At 34.8% G+C, this 15,578-nt stretch carries 26 protein-coding genes; 10 read left to right on the forward strand and 16 right to left on the reverse strand.

Annotation, left to right across the window (positions count from 1 at the left end; all coding sequences use genetic code 11):
- Positions 1–3 precede the first annotated feature (3 nt).
- The 8 genes from LS72_RS08710 (at position 4) to LS72_RS08745 (ending at position 7,277) form a co-directional block, all read left to right on the forward strand.
- Positions 4–969 carry a major capsid protein gene (locus LS72_RS08710; RefSeq protein ID WP_138155267.1) on the forward strand — a complete coding sequence of 322 codons (966 nt, stop codon included), beginning with the start codon at positions 4–6 and terminating at the stop codon, positions 967–969.
- A 132-nt stretch (positions 970–1,101) separates the two neighbouring features.
- Complete coding sequence (locus LS72_RS08715; protein WP_052087337.1) at positions 1,102–1,344, forward strand: tail protein X; 243 nt, start codon at positions 1,102–1,104, stop codon at positions 1,342–1,344.
- A 9-nt stretch (positions 1,345–1,353) separates the two neighbouring features.
- Positions 1,354–1,914, forward strand: a complete 561-nt coding sequence (locus tag LS72_RS08720; RefSeq protein WP_238700783.1) for a phage protein Gp36 family protein — start codon at positions 1,354–1,356, stop codon at positions 1,912–1,914.
- Positions 1,907–2,377: a DUF1804 family protein gene (locus LS72_RS08725; protein WP_034554604.1), complete on the forward strand. Its 471-nt coding sequence runs from the start codon at positions 1,907–1,909 to the stop codon at positions 2,375–2,377. Before LS72_RS08720 ends, LS72_RS08725 begins: the two co-directional genes overlap by 8 nt.
- Positions 2,377–4,026, forward strand: coding sequence for a phage terminase large subunit (gene terL, locus LS72_RS08730; protein ID WP_238700784.1), 1,650 nt, complete (start codon positions 2,377–2,379; stop codon positions 4,024–4,026). The genes LS72_RS08725 and terL overlap by 1 nt, the downstream gene beginning before the upstream one ends.
- Positions 4,023–5,381, forward strand: a complete 1,359-nt coding sequence (locus LS72_RS08735) for a phage portal protein family protein (protein ID WP_034554606.1) — start codon at positions 4,023–4,025, stop codon at positions 5,379–5,381. The genes terL and LS72_RS08735 overlap by 4 nt, the downstream gene beginning before the upstream one ends.
- The gene (locus LS72_RS08740; RefSeq protein WP_034554607.1) at positions 5,374–6,600 is read left to right on the forward strand and encodes a phage head morphogenesis protein; all 1,227 of its coding nucleotides are present in this window, start codon (positions 5,374–5,376) and stop codon (positions 6,598–6,600) included. The genes LS72_RS08735 and LS72_RS08740 overlap by 8 nt, the downstream gene beginning before the upstream one ends.
- Positions 6,601–6,818: 218 nt before the next feature.
- Positions 6,819–7,277 carry a phage virion morphogenesis protein gene (locus tag LS72_RS08745; protein ID WP_034554608.1) on the forward strand — a complete coding sequence of 153 codons (459 nt, stop codon included), beginning with the start codon at positions 6,819–6,821 and terminating at the stop codon, positions 7,275–7,277.
- A 16-nt stretch (positions 7,278–7,293) separates the two neighbouring features.
- On the opposite strand, the gene LS72_RS08750 is transcribed toward LS72_RS08745, so the two are convergent.
- Entirely contained in the window at positions 7,294–7,572 is a 279-nt protein-coding gene (locus tag LS72_RS08750) for a hypothetical protein (RefSeq protein WP_034554609.1), read from the reverse strand.
- A 119-nt stretch (positions 7,573–7,691) separates the two neighbouring features.
- On the opposite strand from LS72_RS08750, the gene LS72_RS08755 reads away from it, so the two are divergent.
- Positions 7,692–7,934, forward strand: coding sequence for a hypothetical protein (locus LS72_RS08755; RefSeq protein ID WP_034554610.1), 243 nt, complete (start codon positions 7,692–7,694; stop codon positions 7,932–7,934).
- Between the two features lies 1 nt (position 7,935).
- Entirely contained in the window at positions 7,936–8,601 is a 666-nt protein-coding gene (locus tag LS72_RS08760; RefSeq protein WP_034554611.1) for an endonuclease, read from the forward strand.
- On the opposite strand, the gene LS72_RS08765 is transcribed toward LS72_RS08760, so the two are convergent.
- The 15 genes from LS72_RS08765 to LS72_RS10915 all read right to left on the reverse strand — a co-directional run.
- The gene (locus LS72_RS08765) at positions 8,598–8,882 is read right to left on the reverse strand and encodes a Mor transcription activator family protein (RefSeq protein WP_138155268.1); all 285 of its coding nucleotides are present in this window, start codon (positions 8,880–8,882) and stop codon (positions 8,598–8,600) included. The two genes, LS72_RS08760 and LS72_RS08765, sit on opposite strands and share 4 nt — an antisense overlap.
- Positions 8,883–9,035: 153 nt before the next feature.
- On the reverse strand, positions 9,036–9,224 hold the full coding sequence (locus LS72_RS08770; protein WP_034555759.1) for a hypothetical protein: 189 nt from the start codon (positions 9,222–9,224) through the stop codon (positions 9,036–9,038).
- A gap of 9 nt (positions 9,225–9,233) precedes the next feature.
- Positions 9,234–9,827, reverse strand: a complete 594-nt coding sequence (locus LS72_RS08775) for a BRO-N domain-containing protein (RefSeq protein WP_034555579.1) — start codon at positions 9,825–9,827, stop codon at positions 9,234–9,236.
- 406 nt (positions 9,828–10,233) lie between these two features.
- Positions 10,234–10,473, reverse strand: coding sequence for an XRE family transcriptional regulator (locus LS72_RS08780; protein ID WP_034555578.1), 240 nt, complete (start codon positions 10,471–10,473; stop codon positions 10,234–10,236).
- Positions 10,474–10,532: 59 nt separating this feature from the next.
- Positions 10,533–10,958 (reverse strand): phage protein GemA/Gp16 family protein, encoded by a 426-nt coding sequence (locus LS72_RS08785; RefSeq protein ID WP_034555600.1) that lies wholly within the window; start codon positions 10,956–10,958, stop codon positions 10,533–10,535.
- Positions 10,946–11,392 (reverse strand): hypothetical protein, encoded by a 447-nt coding sequence (locus LS72_RS08790; RefSeq protein WP_052087410.1) that lies wholly within the window; start codon positions 11,390–11,392, stop codon positions 10,946–10,948. Before LS72_RS08790 ends, LS72_RS08785 begins: the two co-directional genes overlap by 13 nt.
- Positions 11,392–11,808 carry a YopX family protein gene (locus LS72_RS08795; RefSeq protein WP_138155269.1) on the reverse strand — a complete coding sequence of 139 codons (417 nt, stop codon included), beginning with the start codon at positions 11,806–11,808 and terminating at the stop codon, positions 11,392–11,394. The genes LS72_RS08790 and LS72_RS08795 overlap by 1 nt, the downstream gene beginning before the upstream one ends.
- Positions 11,809–11,869: 61 nt before the next feature.
- A complete protein-coding gene (locus LS72_RS08800) occupies positions 11,870–12,085 on the reverse strand; it encodes a hypothetical protein (RefSeq protein ID WP_034555644.1) in 216 nt (71 codons plus the stop codon).
- A 167-nt stretch (positions 12,086–12,252) separates the two neighbouring features.
- Entirely contained in the window at positions 12,253–12,447 is a 195-nt protein-coding gene (locus LS72_RS08805; RefSeq protein ID WP_138155270.1) for a hypothetical protein, read from the reverse strand.
- A complete protein-coding gene (locus LS72_RS08810) occupies positions 12,444–12,929 on the reverse strand; it encodes a host-nuclease inhibitor Gam family protein (protein ID WP_034555132.1) in 486 nt (161 codons plus the stop codon). The genes LS72_RS08805 and LS72_RS08810 overlap by 4 nt, the downstream gene beginning before the upstream one ends.
- Positions 12,930–12,939: 10 nt before the next feature.
- The gene (locus LS72_RS08815; RefSeq protein ID WP_034555133.1) at positions 12,940–13,320 is read right to left on the reverse strand and encodes a DUF7768 domain-containing protein; all 381 of its coding nucleotides are present in this window, start codon (positions 13,318–13,320) and stop codon (positions 12,940–12,942) included.
- On the reverse strand, positions 13,317–13,457 hold the full coding sequence (locus LS72_RS10910; protein ID WP_194145589.1) for a hypothetical protein: 141 nt from the start codon (positions 13,455–13,457) through the stop codon (positions 13,317–13,319). Before LS72_RS10910 ends, LS72_RS08815 begins: the two co-directional genes overlap by 4 nt.
- 40 nt (positions 13,458–13,497) lie before the next feature.
- On the reverse strand, positions 13,498–13,692 hold the full coding sequence (locus tag LS72_RS08820) for a sigma factor-like helix-turn-helix DNA-binding protein (RefSeq protein WP_034555135.1): 195 nt from the start codon (positions 13,690–13,692) through the stop codon (positions 13,498–13,500).
- Positions 13,693–13,700: 8 nt separating this feature from the next.
- Positions 13,701–14,630, reverse strand: coding sequence for an AAA family ATPase (locus LS72_RS08825; RefSeq protein WP_034555137.1), 930 nt, complete (start codon positions 14,628–14,630; stop codon positions 13,701–13,703).
- A gap of 101 nt (positions 14,631–14,731) precedes the next feature.
- Positions 14,732–15,578 (reverse strand): hypothetical protein (locus LS72_RS10915; RefSeq protein ID WP_194145590.1); only part of this gene is annotated, 847 nt, incomplete at its 5' end.

A 15,578-nucleotide genomic window follows, 5' to 3' on the forward strand; every position in this document is an offset into this window, starting at 1 on the left:
AGTATGAGAACAAAACAAGCAATGGAGCTTTTTACCCTAGAAGCAATGCAGAAAATTATCGAACAAAAAAAAGCGATTGAAACACCATTTTTAAGTAAATATTTTAAAACACAAATCGGGCATATCTCCCCAAATGTGGCAATTCCAATTAAAAAAAGCGAGAATTTCATTCTCCATGCGATTTCCAAGAGCGCAAGTGCGGTTTTAAGTGAAGATAGTGAAGAGATTTTAATGAAGTTTGAAGTGCCAAGATTTGCACAAGAGGGAACCATTAATGCTACTGATTTAAATGAGTTAAAAAGTTTTGAAAATGGGGGTGATTTACCTAAAGCTTTAAGCCAAAAAATTGCTGAAATCATCACAAATCATAAAGAAAATTATGTTTTAACGCAAGAATTTATGGCAGTAGGAGCAGTCTTTGGGAGAGTTGTAGATGGCAAGGGAAATGTGCTTTTTGAGGTGGAAGTGAAAAATAAAGCAGGATTTAACGCACAAAAAACCCTACATAATTCTTTTGCAGAAGTTTATGATAGCTTCTCTAAAAATTTAGGCTATCACCCCGAATTTGATTTATATGTTAGCCGTGAGCTTTATGAGGAAATCCATAACAAAGCTACAGAAGAGGGACTATTTAAAATCAATCAAGCTAAATTAGAGAAAAGTTCAATGCAAATTTATGGAATCAACATTATTCCCTATGTTGCAAGTTATAGAAATAAGAGCTCAAAAAGAGATGTGCAGTTCCTGTCTGGTAAAACAGGGATGGCAATTCCAAACACGCAAGGAATATTCCAATTACACTATTCAAGAGCACATCATACGCAAGCCTTAAACTTAAGTGCACAGAAATTCTTTGCAGCAAAGCCTGAGGAATTAGCACAAGGTAGGGGGTATTGCCTACACACAGAGAGCAATGTTTTACCCATTTGTGTGCGTCCTGATGCATTAGTAAAACTAGAATGGGCTTAAAAAGGGCATAAAAGGCAAAAAGATACCTAAAGGGTATCTAACCCTTATTTAAATTTTTTAAAAGGTTTTAAACGCATTTACAAGAAGCTTTAAAAGGTATAAGACTTTTTAAAAAACTTTCAAGGATAAGATATGGAAAAAATAAACCAAAATTTAAAAGAGGATTTAGAGAGCAAAGGACATATCTATATTGCTAAAGATGGAGAGAGACTAGATACTATTGTTTATCAATATTATGGAACTTTAGCACTTTTTTCTAAAGTTTTAAGCGCTAATCCTAACCTTACCCAAAAACCCATTTTAAATGCTGGAGATAGGGTTATTTTACCTTTTTTAGATACCAACATTAAAACGCTCGATGAGCTTTGGAGTTAAGGATTTCAAGTGGAAGAAAAAGAAGAACTCAAGCAAACACTAAAAGAAGCAGCGCAAACAAACACAGATTTGCAAGAAGATAAGAATCTAAAAAATAATCAAGAAGAGGAACAACAAGAATTTTTAGAGGATGAGGATTCCTATCCCCCTAAAAAGATTGGACTTTCTTTTAAAAAACCAATAATTACTGAATCGGAGTTAATCGATGAATTAGGCGTTAATGAGATTAGGGATTTAAGTGATATTCACGGGGAAGGAGTTTGGAATCGCTGTGTAATTGATGATTGTATCAAAGATGCAGAAAACCTTATTGCCTCTTTTTTCAAGCTACCTAGCAATCCTACCCCTTTTTTAAAAGATATTTGCACCAAGCTTACTATCGTCGAATTAAAAAGACGCAATTCTTATCCAAAAGAAGAACTAGACTCTATTAAGGCTGAAGCTTTAGAGTGGCTAGGCAAGATGGCAAAGGGGAAAATCCCAACGAGCCTAGAGGATAATTCTTACCCAAAAAATCGCTGTTTTATCCACAAGCAACACAAACTTGATTTAAAGAGGCTCTATGACTAAAGATACACGCACTCTAGCCTTTGATTTATACTCTAAAGGTTATAGTATTGCCAAAATCGCAGAAATACTCCATAAAAATGTACGAACTATCGCTAATTATAAAACGAAGGAGTGGGATATGAAAAGAGCAGATTTTTTCACACAACTAAAAGGAGATAGGGGGGAAGTGTATCAAAGCTTTGTAGAGGAAATGTATTTAGCCATTAGAGAAATTAGAGAGAGCACTTTAAGTGCTAAAGATAAAGCCCAAGCCCTCTCTAAGCTAGGAGATTCCTTTGCTAAAATGAATAAGGTAGCCTCCTTAGAAGACCCTAAAACTTATAGATTAAGCATAATTAAACGCACCCTAGAAACACTTTTAGAAGAGTTAAAACTTGCAGGTGAGAGTGAATGCCTAAAGGTTATTGTTAATTTGATTGAAAATCACAGATTAACTGAAAAGCTCTCTTCTTTGGAGGGTTGATGTTTTCAAAAGCAGAATTGGAATCTTTTAAAGAATCCCTTAAAGAGAACATCAACCATCAAGAGACTCTAACAAGAGCCGAATTTATTGCTTGGCTTCAAGATAAAAAACAAGAATTAAAAAACCAAATTTCTAGTGATGTAACACTTAAAAGCGAGCAGAGGGAACAGAGAAAGCAGAGGGCAAACAAAGATTTTCTTTATTTTGCAAAAACCTACTTTCCCCATTATTTCACTCTTAAGGGGCAGAGTGCCTTGCATTTGGACTTAGCAAAGACTTTTGAAGTAATTGCACAAGGCAATGGGGGCGGAGCTTATGCCTATGCTGCTCCAAGAGCGAATGCTAAGACAACCTATGTAGCCCAACTCTTTCCATTATGGTGTATTTGTTTTAAATTTAAAACTTTTATTGTAGAGATTTCAGACGCTGTGGAATTGGTAGAGGGGAATTTAGAAGCGATTAAAGCAGAATTAGAGGGAAATGCTAATTTGGCTTTTGATTTTCCAGAGGCTTGTGGCATTAGCGATTCTTGGAAAGTAGGAGAGTTTGTTACAAGAAATGGGGTTAAGCTTAAAGCCTTTGGGAGTGGGAAGCGACTAAGAGGGGTTAAGTTTGGGGCATTGCGACCTGATTTGTGTATCTTAGATGATTTAGAAAATGATACCAACGTCCGCTCTAAAGAGCAAAGGGATAAATTAGAATCTTGGTTAGATTCTGCGGTTATGAATTTAGGAGACGTTACCCACTCTATGGATGTGCTCTATATTGGAACGATACTACATTATGATTCTGTGCTAAACCGCAAACTCTCACTAGGCTTTTGGCATCCAAAAAAATTTAAAAGCATTATAAAATTCCCCAATCGTATGGATTTATGGGATTGCTTTAACACACTTTATCTAAGAGATTCCAAAGTTGCAGAGGATTTTTATAAGAAACATACCAAAGCAATGGAAAAAGGAGCAGAGCTTCTTTGGGGAGAAGCTCTAAATTTAAAAAAGCTAATGGAAATTAGAGCCCAAAACCCAAGAGCTTTTGCTAAAGAGCAACAAAATGAACCTAACATAGAAACCCAAACTTTCAAGCCTGAAAACTTCCATTTTTATGAAAGATTGCCTAAGAAGTTTGATCTTATAACCCTGTTTTTAGACCCCGCTTGCGCTCGTAAAAATTCTGATTTTACTGCTTTGTGTGTGCTTGGAGTTTTTGAGGAAAAAACTTATGTGCTAGAGGCAGTGGGTGGGATTTTTAAGACCAAAGAGGTTACAAAAAAATTCTTAGATCTTTACAAAAAATACAATCCCAATAAAGCCGCCCTTGAAACAAACTTTGGTGGGGATTTTTTAAAAGACTATATCAAAAAAGAGGCTTTAAGCAAGGGAATTAATATTCACATCAAAGCTATAACAAACACGCAAAACAAAGAAGAGCGTATAGAGAAATTAGAGATCCCCATTGAAGATGGAGAAATTCTTTTTCACAAGAGCCAAACCTTACTCCTAGAGCAACTAGAACAATTCCCCGATGGCAAAAATGATGATTTACCAGATGCTTTGCAAGGAGCGTATGCTCTTTTAAAATTCAAAAAGAAAAACAAGAGGCTTATAGACTATACACTTTTAAAGCCTAAAAGGAGCTTTCGATTATGACAAAAAATTTTCTATCCCACAATACCCTTATTGCAGAATTACTAAATACCCCTTACCAAAAACCTTTAAGCCGCAAAGATATTGCGATAATTATGGGGGATTTAATAGTTAGCCAAAGCACACTCTCAAGAAAGGCTCATATTGAAAAAAAGGAAGTGATTATTTCTACAAAAAATACAAAATACCAAGAAATTCTTAGGAGTGTATTTCACGCTTCTATTATCTCACAAATCCTAGAGACCTTCCTTTATGGGATTAATGTGTTTGAGATTAATTGGGAGAGGAAAGGGGGGCTTCTTGTTCCTAGCCTTGTAGGCAGAGATTTTCAAGAATTTAAGTTTAACAATGAGGGTAAGTTAGTCTTTTTAGGGAATGGAGGAGAGGAGGAAATTCCACCTTTTAAAGTAGTATATGGAATTTATAACCAAAGCTTCCGTGTCCCCTATGGAGAATCTACATTGCGGCATTTATACTTTAGTGTGAATATTAAAAATGCGGGATTAGATTTTTGGATAAGGTTTTTAGAAAAATTTGGAGAGCCTTGGGCTATTGCAAAAACTGATGATGACCCGCAAAGTTTAGCTTATGAAGTCTCTAATATGCTAAATGGCTCAACAGCTGTTATTGACAAAGAAGAGGAGATAGAGCTAATCCAGCCTAGCGCAAAGAGTGATTTTAAAGACTTAATACAATATTGTGATAGCCAAATCACTCGTTTTATCTTAGGGGGGAACTTAACAGGTGAAGTCAAGGAAGGAAGCCTTGCAGCAGCACAAGCTCATAATGAGATTAGAAGTGAGATTGCTCTAAGTGATGAGCGTATTTTATGCTATGTTTGCAATCGTGTGATTAGCTTTTTTAAAGAACTCAATGGCATAAAAGAGGAAATTACCTTTTCACTCTTTAACGAAGATGAACCAAAACTAGAACTTGCTAATAGGGATAAGACTATCTATGAAATGGGATTCCAACCCACCCAAGAGTATATAGAAAAGACCTACAATATAAAGACTACAGCGCTAATAAAAGAGCAAGAATTAAGTGCAGAGAATTACTCTACTACAAAAAAAGGAGAGAAAGATTTTAAACCTTTTAAAAATGCCTTAAATACTCCTTTAATCCCTTTTAAATTACCCTTAAATAAAAATATAGCTTTTGATGAGATTGATAATTGGATAGAGAATCTAAAGCTTAAAGACTTAGATTTACAATCCCTATTAGAAAATGCTAAGAGCTTTGAGGAAGTTTTGAGCGCCATAGAAAAATCTTTGCAGGGAGAGGATTTAGAAATAGCAGAGGCTCTTTTAGCTAAAGCCATAATGAACGCACAAATCTATGGGGCAATCAATGGTTAGCTTTGATTTTAATCTCCCACCAGAGGAAAACATAAAAGCCTTAAAAGCAAAGAAACCCAAACTTAGCTTTAATTATGACGAGGTTATGCACGAAGCACACTTAAAGGCTTTTACCATTGCTAAAGTAACCAAACTAGATCTATTAAGTGATATTCAAGATTCTTTGCTTAAAGCTCAAAGTGAGGGCAAAAGCTTTGAAGTTTGGAAAAAAGAGATTAAACCCACCTTAGCGAAAAAGGGTTGGTTAGGCAAGGTAGAAGTAATCAATGATAAAACAGGAGAGAGCAAAACGATTAATGTTAATAATACAAGATTAAAGAAAATCTATAACACCAATATGCGAAGTGCAAACGCACAAGGTAGAGCTAAAGCACAATACGCACTAGAAGGTGAGATTTATCTAAGGTATATTGCACTCCAAGATGGATTGACTAGACCAAGTCATTTAAAAATGCAAGGCATTACCTTACATAGAGATGACCCCTTTTGGAAAACAAATTATCCACCTAATGGTTGGAATTGTAGATGTGTAGTAAGGGCTTATAGTAAAGAAGAGTGTGAAAGAGAAGGCTTTAGTATTTCACAAACACCTCCTCTTCCTATTGCAAGTAAGGATTGGAGCTATGATAAGAGAGGATTAAATAAAGATGAGAGCCTAGATTCTATTTTACAAACAAAGTTAGAGAAGTTTAAAAAGAATCCTAATAAGAGTGTATTTGTGGAAAGCTTAAAAAAGATTCCAAATGCTGCGCTTAAAAAGACTTGGGAAACTAGCTTAAATGCAATGATTGATGAAGTATTGGTGAAAGGTAATAAGGCTTATCCTGCTGCCTATGTGCAAGTAGGTAAGATAAGCCCAAAAATACAGAGCTTTTTAGAAAGAACACTAGGCTTAAAGTTTGAGGATTACTATTTAATCTTATCAAAAAATAATCTACTCCATGCTTCACCTACAAGAAAAGCAACCTATAATCAAGCCTTAAGAATAGAGGAGTTTAGAGAGATTGTCAATGTGCTTGAAGAGGAAAAAGAAGTGTATTGGGATAAGGATTCTTTAATTTACTTTTTTGAGGATAAAGAGGATAAAACAAAGATAAATAAGATTGTTGTAACACCAAATTACAAGATTAAACGCTTTGGAAAAACAAATGTGATTGTAACGCTTAGTAAAATTGATAAATACAGCAAAGACAGCAAAAAATATAAAGAGATAAAATGAATACCAGACGAATAGGTGGGAGTTGAACCCACAATCCCCACTCTTGATAGAGTGTCCAGACTACCTCATTGCTGCCATCTATTCGCCCAATATGAATATTCTACCACAAAGGAGGAAAAAATGCAAAAGAAAATTTGCCATTTGGATTTGTTAAAGCAGTGTTGTAATTCCGATAAAAATATGGTGGTTAGCATAATGAAACTATATATGGATTGATTATGGCAGAAATCATCATTAGTATTGAAAAGTTAAAAGGCAGGCTAGAAAAGTTAAGTAAGGTATTAGCAAACAAAAAACCGCTTCTAAGGAGAATTGCTAATACTTTACAAAATGTTACAGAGGAATCTTTTGATAAACAAACCTCTCCCTTTGGTAGGAGATGGAAGCCAAATTCTCCTAAAACTCTTGCAGGAAAAAGAGGGAATAAGATTTTAATTAAAAGCGGACATCTCTCACAATCATTTACGCAAAAAATCACAGGTAATAGTGTAAGAGTTGGAACCAACAAAACCTATGCGGCTATTCATCAATTTGGGGGGAAAGCAGGGAGAGGCAAAAAGGTAAATATTCCCGCTCGTCCCTTTATGCCTATTAAAAGTAATGGTGAGATTCCAAAAGACTTAGAAGATAAATTAGAAAAAGAAGTGGTGGATTATTTAAAGGATGTGTTAAGATAATCCTTTAAATCAAAAATCAATCTTTCATTTCTTCAGCTACATCCTCAATCACTCCCTCCAAATCAATCACCAAAGAAACATCTTTATTTTCTAAAGCCTCATAAATTCTTTCTCTTACTCTACAAACCGCATTGCTTAAAGCATTAAAATTTGCTTTAATTTCAATCTCACATTCAAGACCATTACAAGTTATTTTAATTCCTTTTTTATTAGCCAAAAATCCAATCTCTGAATTTTGATCTATGTTTAAAGATAAAAACACCTTTTCTTTTTTATGGATAATTTCTAAAATCATTGTGTCTCCTTGTTTTTTATTGAGACAACATTAACTCTCCACAGCTTAGTGTGTGCTGTGGTTTGCAGTTTTTAAGAGAAAAAGTTATTTTTTTTAAAATAATTTTTAAAGGAGTTATTATGCTAAAAATCGCTGTGATTATGTTGTTTTCTGTATTATTAAACGCAAATGAAATTAAAACCTTTAAAGACAAGGAAATTGCAAAAAATTCTTATCCCCAAAAAGAAATCTGTGTTGCAAATGTTGCTGATGTGAATCGTAGGGGTTGTTGCTCTCATCATGGAGGTGTATGTGGTTGTAGTGGCAATAAGAAGAAGTGTTGCGATGGCACAATAAGCCCAACTTGTAAATGTGGAGAGTAAAATGAGGATTGTAGTTGCATTTCTATTTTTAGCGCATTTTCTTTTTGCCGAGCAAAACTTTAGCGAAGCTAAAAAGATACTGACAAAATTCTACCAAGACTATTCGCAATACCAAACCGACTTTTATTGTAATGCTCCTTTTAAGTGGGTAAAAAATCGTTTTGAAATTGTGCCTAGTCAGGCTTATTCTCCACGCAATGTAAAGACTAAAAAGGGCAATATCAACCAGAGGGCAAAAAGGATTGAATGGGAACACATTATGCCCGCTCACAACTTCGGGCAACATTTGCCTTGCTGGAGGAAAGGAGGCAGAAAAGAATGCCAAAATGATGCAACTTTTAATAAAATGGAGGGGGATTTACAAAATCTTGTTCCAGCAATTGGAGAGATTAATGGGGATAGAAGCAATTATAGATATGCGGAGTCTCCAAAAGATATGCAATATACGCAATATGGAAACTGCAAAGTTTTTACAGATTTTAAAGGCAAGAGATTCTATCCTGCTAATTATTCTAAGGGCTGGATTGCTAGAAGCTATCTTTATATGAGCAAAACCTATAATATAAAGCTCTCAGATCAAGAGAGAAAACTTATGGAAGCTTGGGATAAGCAATATCCAATACTTGAGAGGGAGAGGGTTTTTAGAGAGTTTGCAAGGGAGAATTAAAAGAAGCTTGGCTCCCTTTTAGTTTTGAGTATTTTATAGAGATGTTGTTCGCTTAAGGAGTATTTTTGTTGCAAAGAAAGCATAATATACTTTTGGGTTGCACCATTCTCTTTTAAATCCTTATAATCTTTCCAAATGTCCTCATCTCTTTGAATGCTTTTATAACTTGGAATATACAGATTTGCTCCTCCAAAGTCTTGCAACACTTCTTTAAGTGTCGCACCCTTTTGGATTCTCTCATACAAATTAAAGAAAATATCAAAATTGGTAATGGGTTGCATTGATTCTACTCCTTTATGGGTAGAATTTTAGCATTTTTCTTTAAAAAACCCACTTTTTATTGGTTTGTGGAGTTTAAAAATTGTCTTTAAAAGCTTGTTAATAGTTATGTGCTATATAAGCTCCTTATTCAAGGCTTTAGCTCTCTTTTAAGCCTATAAATCCCTCTGCACCTCCTTTATTGCAGTGGATATTTTCTCTAAGCAATCCGAGAGAAACCACATCTCTTGCGTTTCTATTTGGTATTCTTTACACCCAACCCCCATAAACATTGTAATGTTAGAAAGACTCTTTAAATCATTTGCGATATTCTCCAGTGTATCTTTTATCTCTAGTCTTTGCATAGAAATCCTTTATTTATATTTTCTCACACTAGATTCACTTACTCCAAGCGTCCTTACAATCTCACTTACACCTACACCGCTTTTAGCTAATTCTTGTATCTTTGCAATAGTGCTTAAAGAATGCTTTTTAGCTTTACTTCTAGGTTGGGATTTATAGAAGCTTAATAGCTCCCTTTGGGTTTGTAGAAGCTCATCTTTTAAGCTCTCTAACTCTCTTTTTAAAGAATCTTTGCTTAAATTAGAATCTCTTAACTCTGCAATTAAAGCAGATTCTACATTAGGAATAGAATAGAATCCTTGTTTCCTAATGCTTGGCAAAACTTCAGAAGTTATCCATTTTTTGAAAGCTTTGGCTTGGGGCAATGCAGAACCAAAGATAAGAGCATATAACCCACTTTCATTCACATAATTAATAGTCTGTTTGCCACCATTTGTAAGGGTGTCGTGTTTCACGACATCCTCTTTACAATGTCTTAAGAGTGCATCTCTAGCATTTAAATATCCTAATGCTTTACACACATCACTTGCAACAAAATGGGGTTCATTTTCTATAACTACCCATCTAACTTCAAAATTCAAATTTTTAAAAACTTGTAACTGCATTACTCACTCCTTGGATTCTAGCTTTTCTATACGCTTTTGCAGTCTATCCACCCAAAGCACAAGCCCCACAATGATAAGCACCTCTGCAATATCTAAAATATGACCTAATATTTCCATTTGCTACTCCTTTATGGTAAAATTTCAAAACACAAATGATAAAGCCCCTTGCGAGGGGGAGCGGTTACCCACTCCAAATCTGTATCACTTTAGATACAAGATAGATAATGCTTAAAATCTTAACTGCTAGGCTAAGTTTTTTATCTAGCTTTTTCATTGTGTATCTCCTTTCAGTAAGCTTCTTAAATCCACTTACTGAAAGAATTATAACATATTTAAGAAATATAATCAAGATTTAATATATATTTTAGAAGTTATTCTTAATTAAGAGTATTTATTTAAGAAGTAATTATTTAGAAATATCCCTGATAATTTCTTTCAATAGCTGAAACTGCTTAAGTTGTTTTTTAAGCTGAATAGTCTCTAAATATAGATTAATGGCTACTTCTATTGATTTACTTATCTCTCCTGTTGAAGCATTTTTGTTTAGGGTAGCCTCACTATACCCAATTCTCTCCCCTAGCTCTCTATAAGTTAGCCCCAATTCCTTGCAGGTTTTTTTAATAAGATTGTCATCGTTTTTTGCCATCTTTTTCCTTTTTAAAATTATATTTCAAGCAGTTTTAAAAGCTTATAAAAAGCTTTGCTTTAGTCCTTTTTATTTTCTTGCCACTTCTTTAATCCAATAATCACCTTTTGGGCTTCTATAAGCGATAAGCTTTCTAAATACAAAGGGAGTCTGCCAACAATGCGTTTAATAAACTTTCTCAATCCCAACTCACTTTTATCCTCTGCTACTACCTTATAAGCTTTAAGGATAGTTTGGATTTGTGCGTCTGTTGCACCTCCTACTTCGTTAGGTTTTTGGATTGCTTTTTTAGGGAAAAAACCTAAATAATTAGCAAAATCCCTTAAATCTTTCAAGTTTAATTCTTTACTAGATTCTACTTTGTATCTTGCCCAAAGTAAATCTCTATATTGAATTTCTGCCATACCTAATTCTTCCTTTTTAATGTGAATTCCAGCAATAAGTCTCTTTCTCTCTAGCTCTTGGATAGGTGTTAGTTTTTGCATTCTCTCTCCTTTAGGCGATTATGTTTTATAAGCTCTTTAATGCTTTCAAAACAAGCCTTAAGACTTTCATCTGTTGCTTTTATTTTAAACTCTCCTGTGGCTCTCTCTTTATAGGTTTGCTCTTTTTGCTCTTCTACCTCACTTAATGTAGGTTTAAAGCTAACTTTGCTTAAAACCTTAGAAAATACCACTATGTCCTTTAATCCTCTTTGTTTATAAAGAGCTCTCATTTTTTCTAGAGTCTGCTTCTCCTCCCTTTTCCACTCTTGCAGTGCTAAAGGGTGATTAAAAACAATTACACAAACTTCTTTACCTCCAATGCTTTTTAAATCTATTCTTGCAATGAGATTCTTTAATCTCTCATCTATGCTATCAAAGACTAGAGCTTTTAAAGCTTTGCGTTTTTCTAACTCCTGCCACACATTCTTCTCCATTACAACTCCAATAAGTCTTTATTTTCACGGATATTGCCTACTACTTCAATATCAGGATTTGCCAATTTATCAAAAGTTTCAATAACTGGATGTTCTATACAAACAAACTCAAACATTCCTCTCTTATGATTAAATTCTATTTTTGAATAATATTCAACGCCTCCTCCATCAACACAATGGGCTATAATATCTCCCTCATAAATCTTATTGCCACTTTTATCTTTTAATCCTGTGTATAGTTCAACTTCATAATTGCTGCTAAGCATAGAAGCAGATTCAAGATTTTTAGCAAAAACAATCCCCAAGTTTATACTAAAAGTGTTTTTATCACCTGGCATCATTGAAAATTCTAAATTGTTATAGTATATTTTTTTAGAAATATCCCACACCCTAAAATCAAGATCTTGTAGTTTCATTTATTCTCCTCTCCTAGTAAATCGGGATTATCGTGGCTCCCACCACTAAAGTTTGCAAAGGTCATTTATGCTCCTTATTTAAAAACTCCTCTTTTGTCTTAAGCCACGCTTCCCAGTTTTCACCATTACATATATCTAGGACTTTAAGTCTAAATGCCTCATCAGTGTAATACTTATTAGCATATATACGCATCTGCAAAACCTCTAAGAGTTCCTCATCACTAATTAGACTTTCTTTCAAAGGTATTTCAAGTTCTATTTCTTTTTGTATTAACATTCACTCTCCCTTTGTAAAACTTCAAACAAGCCTACCAAAGCAGTAGGCTCTATTCAAGTTTTAATCAAACCAAACCCTTAAAGTCCCATCTTTCTCAAAACTCAATTCATCAGGATTTTTCCCTCCAAGAAGCCTTAAAGTAAAGGCTTCTTGCAAGGTAAAAAAGATTATTTCTTCCTTGCTTTAATGTTTTGTTTCTTAACTGCCTTTTTGTGCTTCGTTCGTCTCCTTCTCTCACTTTTGCTAATCGTGCTTGTTGGGCTTCTTTTAGTGGAATTGCCTTTCTTTCTTTGTGTTCTCTTTTTTGAAAAAGTAGGAAGAAGTGTTTGTGCTAAAGCAGGGGATAATGCTTTAAACTTCATTGCACACTCTCCAAGCTTTCAAGTCTCGGCACAATTCTAAAATTGTCTTTAATTACTCTTTTGAGCCCTAGCTTGACTAAAGTAGAATCATCTAGCTCACACACCGCGTCTTTATCAATGCTCTCCTCATACTTAATGCAATCATTGCAACCATAGCTCTTTAAGCTCAAGAGGAGTTTGTCTATCTTTTCTCTAACTCTAGGCAGTGAGACAGACTTTACAAGCCTATAACCAATGGTTCCAAAGGTAAATTCTTTGCTTCTTTTTTCTGCAAAATCTGCTTTATTCTCCTCACAAAAACTTGTGATACACTGCTCTAAATACTTTTTTTCATTAAAGAGTTTGTCAATCTCCGCACTTCTTGATTCCTTGATTCTGTTGCACTCTAAGGTTACTTCTCCATTAATCCTTTCAATCCCCACACTAAGCTCTGCAATCCTCTTTAGTGTGGTATTAACATCCTCATAATTTTTAATTTCCATTTTCTCTCCTTTATTCCCATAAAACAGGTATTCCTAAAGAAGTAGCAAAAGCCACTTCTTCTTTAATGCCTAAAGAGCTTTGTGTCCAATCGCTCTTTAGCACAAATACTTCATCGCAATTTTTTAAAACCCCTAAGCAGCTTTGCATAACCTCTTCCCTATTGATATAAGGATTAGAACCATAAATCTGCGTAAAGATATTTACAGGACTTAGGGGGATATAGAAAAAATCCTTCCCACCATTTCTTTCTCTAACTTTTCTAACCCCACGTTCGCTTAAGGTTTTTGCGATACTATAAGCTTTATCATAGGCTTTAATATCACTCCTTGCACCTAATGCGTCAAAGACTGCAGTGTATGGAGAAGCTATATATACAAGTTTCGTTTTCATGCACTCTCCTTGCATTGAACATCTACAACCCTACCACTTGCCTTTGAGAAAATGCAAGCGCTATAAGCATAAAAATACTTTGGAGAATAATTGCACTTCTTGCCACAAATCATTGTTTTTGAAGGTATCAAATCCATTGCCATTCCTTTATGATAAATTTGGGATAACCCCAATACTTTAGACTTCTTTCCAATCTAAAGTATTGGAATCACTCTTTATTTTCTCTATTTGAATTTCTTCTAGTGTTTCTAAGACTTTTCTCCATTTATCCTTATTTCGAGGATGAGAGAGCTTGGCAATAGCCTTGTGATAAATCCTCCTTGTTCTCTCCTCACTAATTCCTAAAACCTTACCAATCTCTTCAAAAGTCATCAATAAACCTATAAATACATCATTGCCTTTGTGGATTCTAAGTCCTCTAAAGTCGCACTTTCATTACCGCTTAGAGAAACCCTAGTGAGGGTTAGTCTTATTACTCCCTCACTTTTTCTAAAGTTTCCACAACCTAGTTCCCATAGTTTCCAAGCACAATTACTAGGGATTCCACTTACTTTGCAAATCTCTATATATTCCTCTTTTTGCAAACCTTTTAGCTCGTATCTCCCTAAGCAGCGATTTCTTAGCTGTGCTAACTCTTGCTCTCTCTTGCTTCCAAGTCTCCCATTGCTTAGAGAATCCGCAAGCCAATGTGTGCCAACCAAAATCAAAGGTTGTTTAGAGAAGTCCATAATGCGTCTTAGGGTTTCCAACACTCTCCATTTCAAATGTTCTGCTTCATCGACAATTACATACTTGCCACATTTCTTTAGCTCAGCGGCAACCTTTAAAATTCCACTATGGTTACTCCTAAACTCTCCTAAATTTAGCTCCGCACAAAGCTTTTTTAGAATATCTTTAGCGTTCATATCAGGTGTAGCTTCTACGGAAATAGCTTCTAAATGGCTCTTGCAATATTCTTGTATTATTCTTGTTTTGCCTGTTCCACTCTCTCCTAAAATTACAGAGATTCTATCCCCTTGCATACTGGCTAAGACGAGTCTTGAAAAAATCCTCTTAACATCGCTTGTATGGATAAATTCTAGGTTGTTTAAGCCCTTGATTTGAGCTTTAACTTCCTCTTTTTCTTTGTTTTCTTTAAGAAAAATTGCAAACTTTTCCTCAACCCCTGCGGCATATCTAAAGTCTGGATTATTGAGATATTGACTAAGATAAGTCTTTTTAATACCAAGCTTATTTTCTAATTTGCTTTGAGAAAAACTTTCATCTTTTTCTCTTTGCTGTTTTAAATATGCTATAATTTTATTTCTCATTTGTTTGTCCTTTATTCAAGCAAGTTTTGGCTTGTTTGGGTTTAGGCTTTAAAAGCCTTTTAAAAAGTTTTTATAAACCCTTTAAAAGACCTTTAATTATCTTACTTTGCAAGCTTTTCTAAAAAATCCCAGCTATCTGTATTGTCTATTTTTTTCTCTTGCAATGGATTTTCTAATTGCCAACTATCTTCTTTATGCTGCTCTACCTGCGCGCTATGGATTGCCTCTTTTACCTGTGTTTTGTAGGTTTTTGCATTTACAGCTTCTTGCCCCTTGCCCACACCTTTAAGCAATGCCACATCTTTTTTACGCTTCAATGCTTCTGCTTCAAGCCTTGCATTTCTACGAATAAACTCGGAGTGTTTGTCATCTTTTTGCAAATCTCTTATGCGCTTAATAGCTCCTTTGTATTCCTTACCAATGGTTTTAATCTCCTCTTGAGTAAGAGAATTTGCCCTCCTATCATAAGCAGTGCATAGAAACTCTCCACTTTCATTAAAGATAAAGGCTTCGCTAGAATCATTGATATTTACTCTAACCAACACCTTATTTCCTGTCTCAATGTATTTTGTAGGCACATAAGCAAAGGGACGCATTTCAATGTGTTTTTTGCCCATAACCCTTGCCTTGCCTTCCTCTGCATAGAGCAAGAATTGTGTATAAGGCACATTAACTCTTTTAAAGTTTGCCTCACTCCATAAATCCATTGGGCTTTTACCTCTTGCCTTACTCCACCTTCTTGATACTCTATCAATATTCCAAAACTCCACTGCTTCATCAAGTAAAATTTGTGCGGCTTCAAAGGTTATGATATGTTTTTGTTGTGTTTTTAGTGGATTGCCTAATGCGTCTTTGCTTTTTCTCTCTTTCTTAGGGGTTTGTTGCTCTCTAGCACTTCTCTCATTCCCATTTCTACCGATATAGCTAGTAATAGCAGTGATATAGCTT

This window comes from Helicobacter apodemus (assembly GCF_000765745.2).
In the GTDB taxonomy this organism is placed as follows: Bacteria; Campylobacterota; Campylobacteria; order Campylobacterales; family Helicobacteraceae; genus Helicobacter_D; species Helicobacter_D apodemus.

What these genes read in the sequence shown, in the direction of transcription:
- LS72_RS08710 (WP_138155267.1), top strand. Translation starts at nt 4, where the DNA reads ATGAGAACAAAACAAGCAATGGAGCTTTTTACCCTAGAAGCAATGCAG.
- LS72_RS08715 (WP_052087337.1), top strand. Translation starts at nt 1,102, where the DNA reads ATGGAAAAAATAAACCAAAATTTAAAAGAGGATTTAGAGAGCAAAGGA.
- LS72_RS08725 (WP_034554604.1), top strand. Translation starts at nt 1,907, where the DNA reads ATGACTAAAGATACACGCACTCTAGCCTTTGATTTATACTCTAAAGGT.
- terL (WP_238700784.1), top strand. Translation starts at nt 2,377, where the DNA reads ATGTTTTCAAAAGCAGAATTGGAATCTTTTAAAGAATCCCTTAAAGAG.
- LS72_RS08735 (WP_034554606.1), top strand. Translation starts at nt 4,023, where the DNA reads ATGACAAAAAATTTTCTATCCCACAATACCCTTATTGCAGAATTACTA.
- LS72_RS08740 (WP_034554607.1), top strand. Translation starts at nt 5,374, where the DNA reads ATGGTTAGCTTTGATTTTAATCTCCCACCAGAGGAAAACATAAAAGCC.
- LS72_RS08745 (WP_034554608.1), top strand. Translation starts at nt 6,819, where the DNA reads ATGGCAGAAATCATCATTAGTATTGAAAAGTTAAAAGGCAGGCTAGAA.
- LS72_RS08750 (WP_034554609.1), bottom strand. Translation starts at nt 7,572, where the DNA reads ATGATTTTAGAAATTATCCATAAAAAAGAAAAGGTGTTTTTATCTTTA.
- LS72_RS08755 (WP_034554610.1), top strand. Translation starts at nt 7,692, where the DNA reads ATGCTAAAAATCGCTGTGATTATGTTGTTTTCTGTATTATTAAACGCA.
- LS72_RS08760 (WP_034554611.1), top strand. Translation starts at nt 7,936, where the DNA reads ATGAGGATTGTAGTTGCATTTCTATTTTTAGCGCATTTTCTTTTTGCC.
- LS72_RS08765 (WP_138155268.1), bottom strand. Translation starts at nt 8,882, where the DNA reads ATGCAACCCATTACCAATTTTGATATTTTCTTTAATTTGTATGAGAGA.
- LS72_RS08770 (WP_034555759.1), bottom strand. Translation starts at nt 9,224, where the DNA reads ATGCAAAGACTAGAGATAAAAGATACACTGGAGAATATCGCAAATGAT.
- LS72_RS08775 (WP_034555579.1), bottom strand. Translation starts at nt 9,827, where the DNA reads ATGCAGTTACAAGTTTTTAAAAATTTGAATTTTGAAGTTAGATGGGTA.
- LS72_RS08780 (WP_034555578.1), bottom strand. Translation starts at nt 10,473, where the DNA reads ATGGCAAAAAACGATGACAATCTTATTAAAAAAACCTGCAAGGAATTG.
- LS72_RS08785 (WP_034555600.1), bottom strand. Translation starts at nt 10,958, where the DNA reads ATGCAAAAACTAACACCTATCCAAGAGCTAGAGAGAAAGAGACTTATT.
- LS72_RS08790 (WP_052087410.1), bottom strand. Translation starts at nt 11,392, where the DNA reads ATGGAGAAGAATGTGTGGCAGGAGTTAGAAAAACGCAAAGCTTTAAAA.
- LS72_RS08795 (WP_138155269.1), bottom strand. Translation starts at nt 11,808, where the DNA reads ATGAAACTACAAGATCTTGATTTTAGGGTGTGGGATATTTCTAAAAAA.
- LS72_RS08800 (WP_034555644.1), bottom strand. Translation starts at nt 12,085, where the DNA reads ATGTTAATACAAAAAGAAATAGAACTTGAAATACCTTTGAAAGAAAGT.
- LS72_RS08805 (WP_138155270.1), bottom strand. Translation starts at nt 12,447, where the DNA reads ATGAAGTTTAAAGCATTATCCCCTGCTTTAGCACAAACACTTCTTCCT.
- LS72_RS08810 (WP_034555132.1), bottom strand. Translation starts at nt 12,929, where the DNA reads ATGGAAATTAAAAATTATGAGGATGTTAATACCACACTAAAGAGGATT.
- LS72_RS08815 (WP_034555133.1), bottom strand. Translation starts at nt 13,320, where the DNA reads ATGAAAACGAAACTTGTATATATAGCTTCTCCATACACTGCAGTCTTT.
- LS72_RS10910 (WP_194145589.1), bottom strand. Translation starts at nt 13,457, where the DNA reads ATGGATTTGATACCTTCAAAAACAATGATTTGTGGCAAGAAGTGCAAT.
- LS72_RS08820 (WP_034555135.1), bottom strand. Translation starts at nt 13,692, where the DNA reads ATGACTTTTGAAGAGATTGGTAAGGTTTTAGGAATTAGTGAGGAGAGA.
- LS72_RS08825 (WP_034555137.1), bottom strand. Translation starts at nt 14,630, where the DNA reads ATGAGAAATAAAATTATAGCATATTTAAAACAGCAAAGAGAAAAAGAT.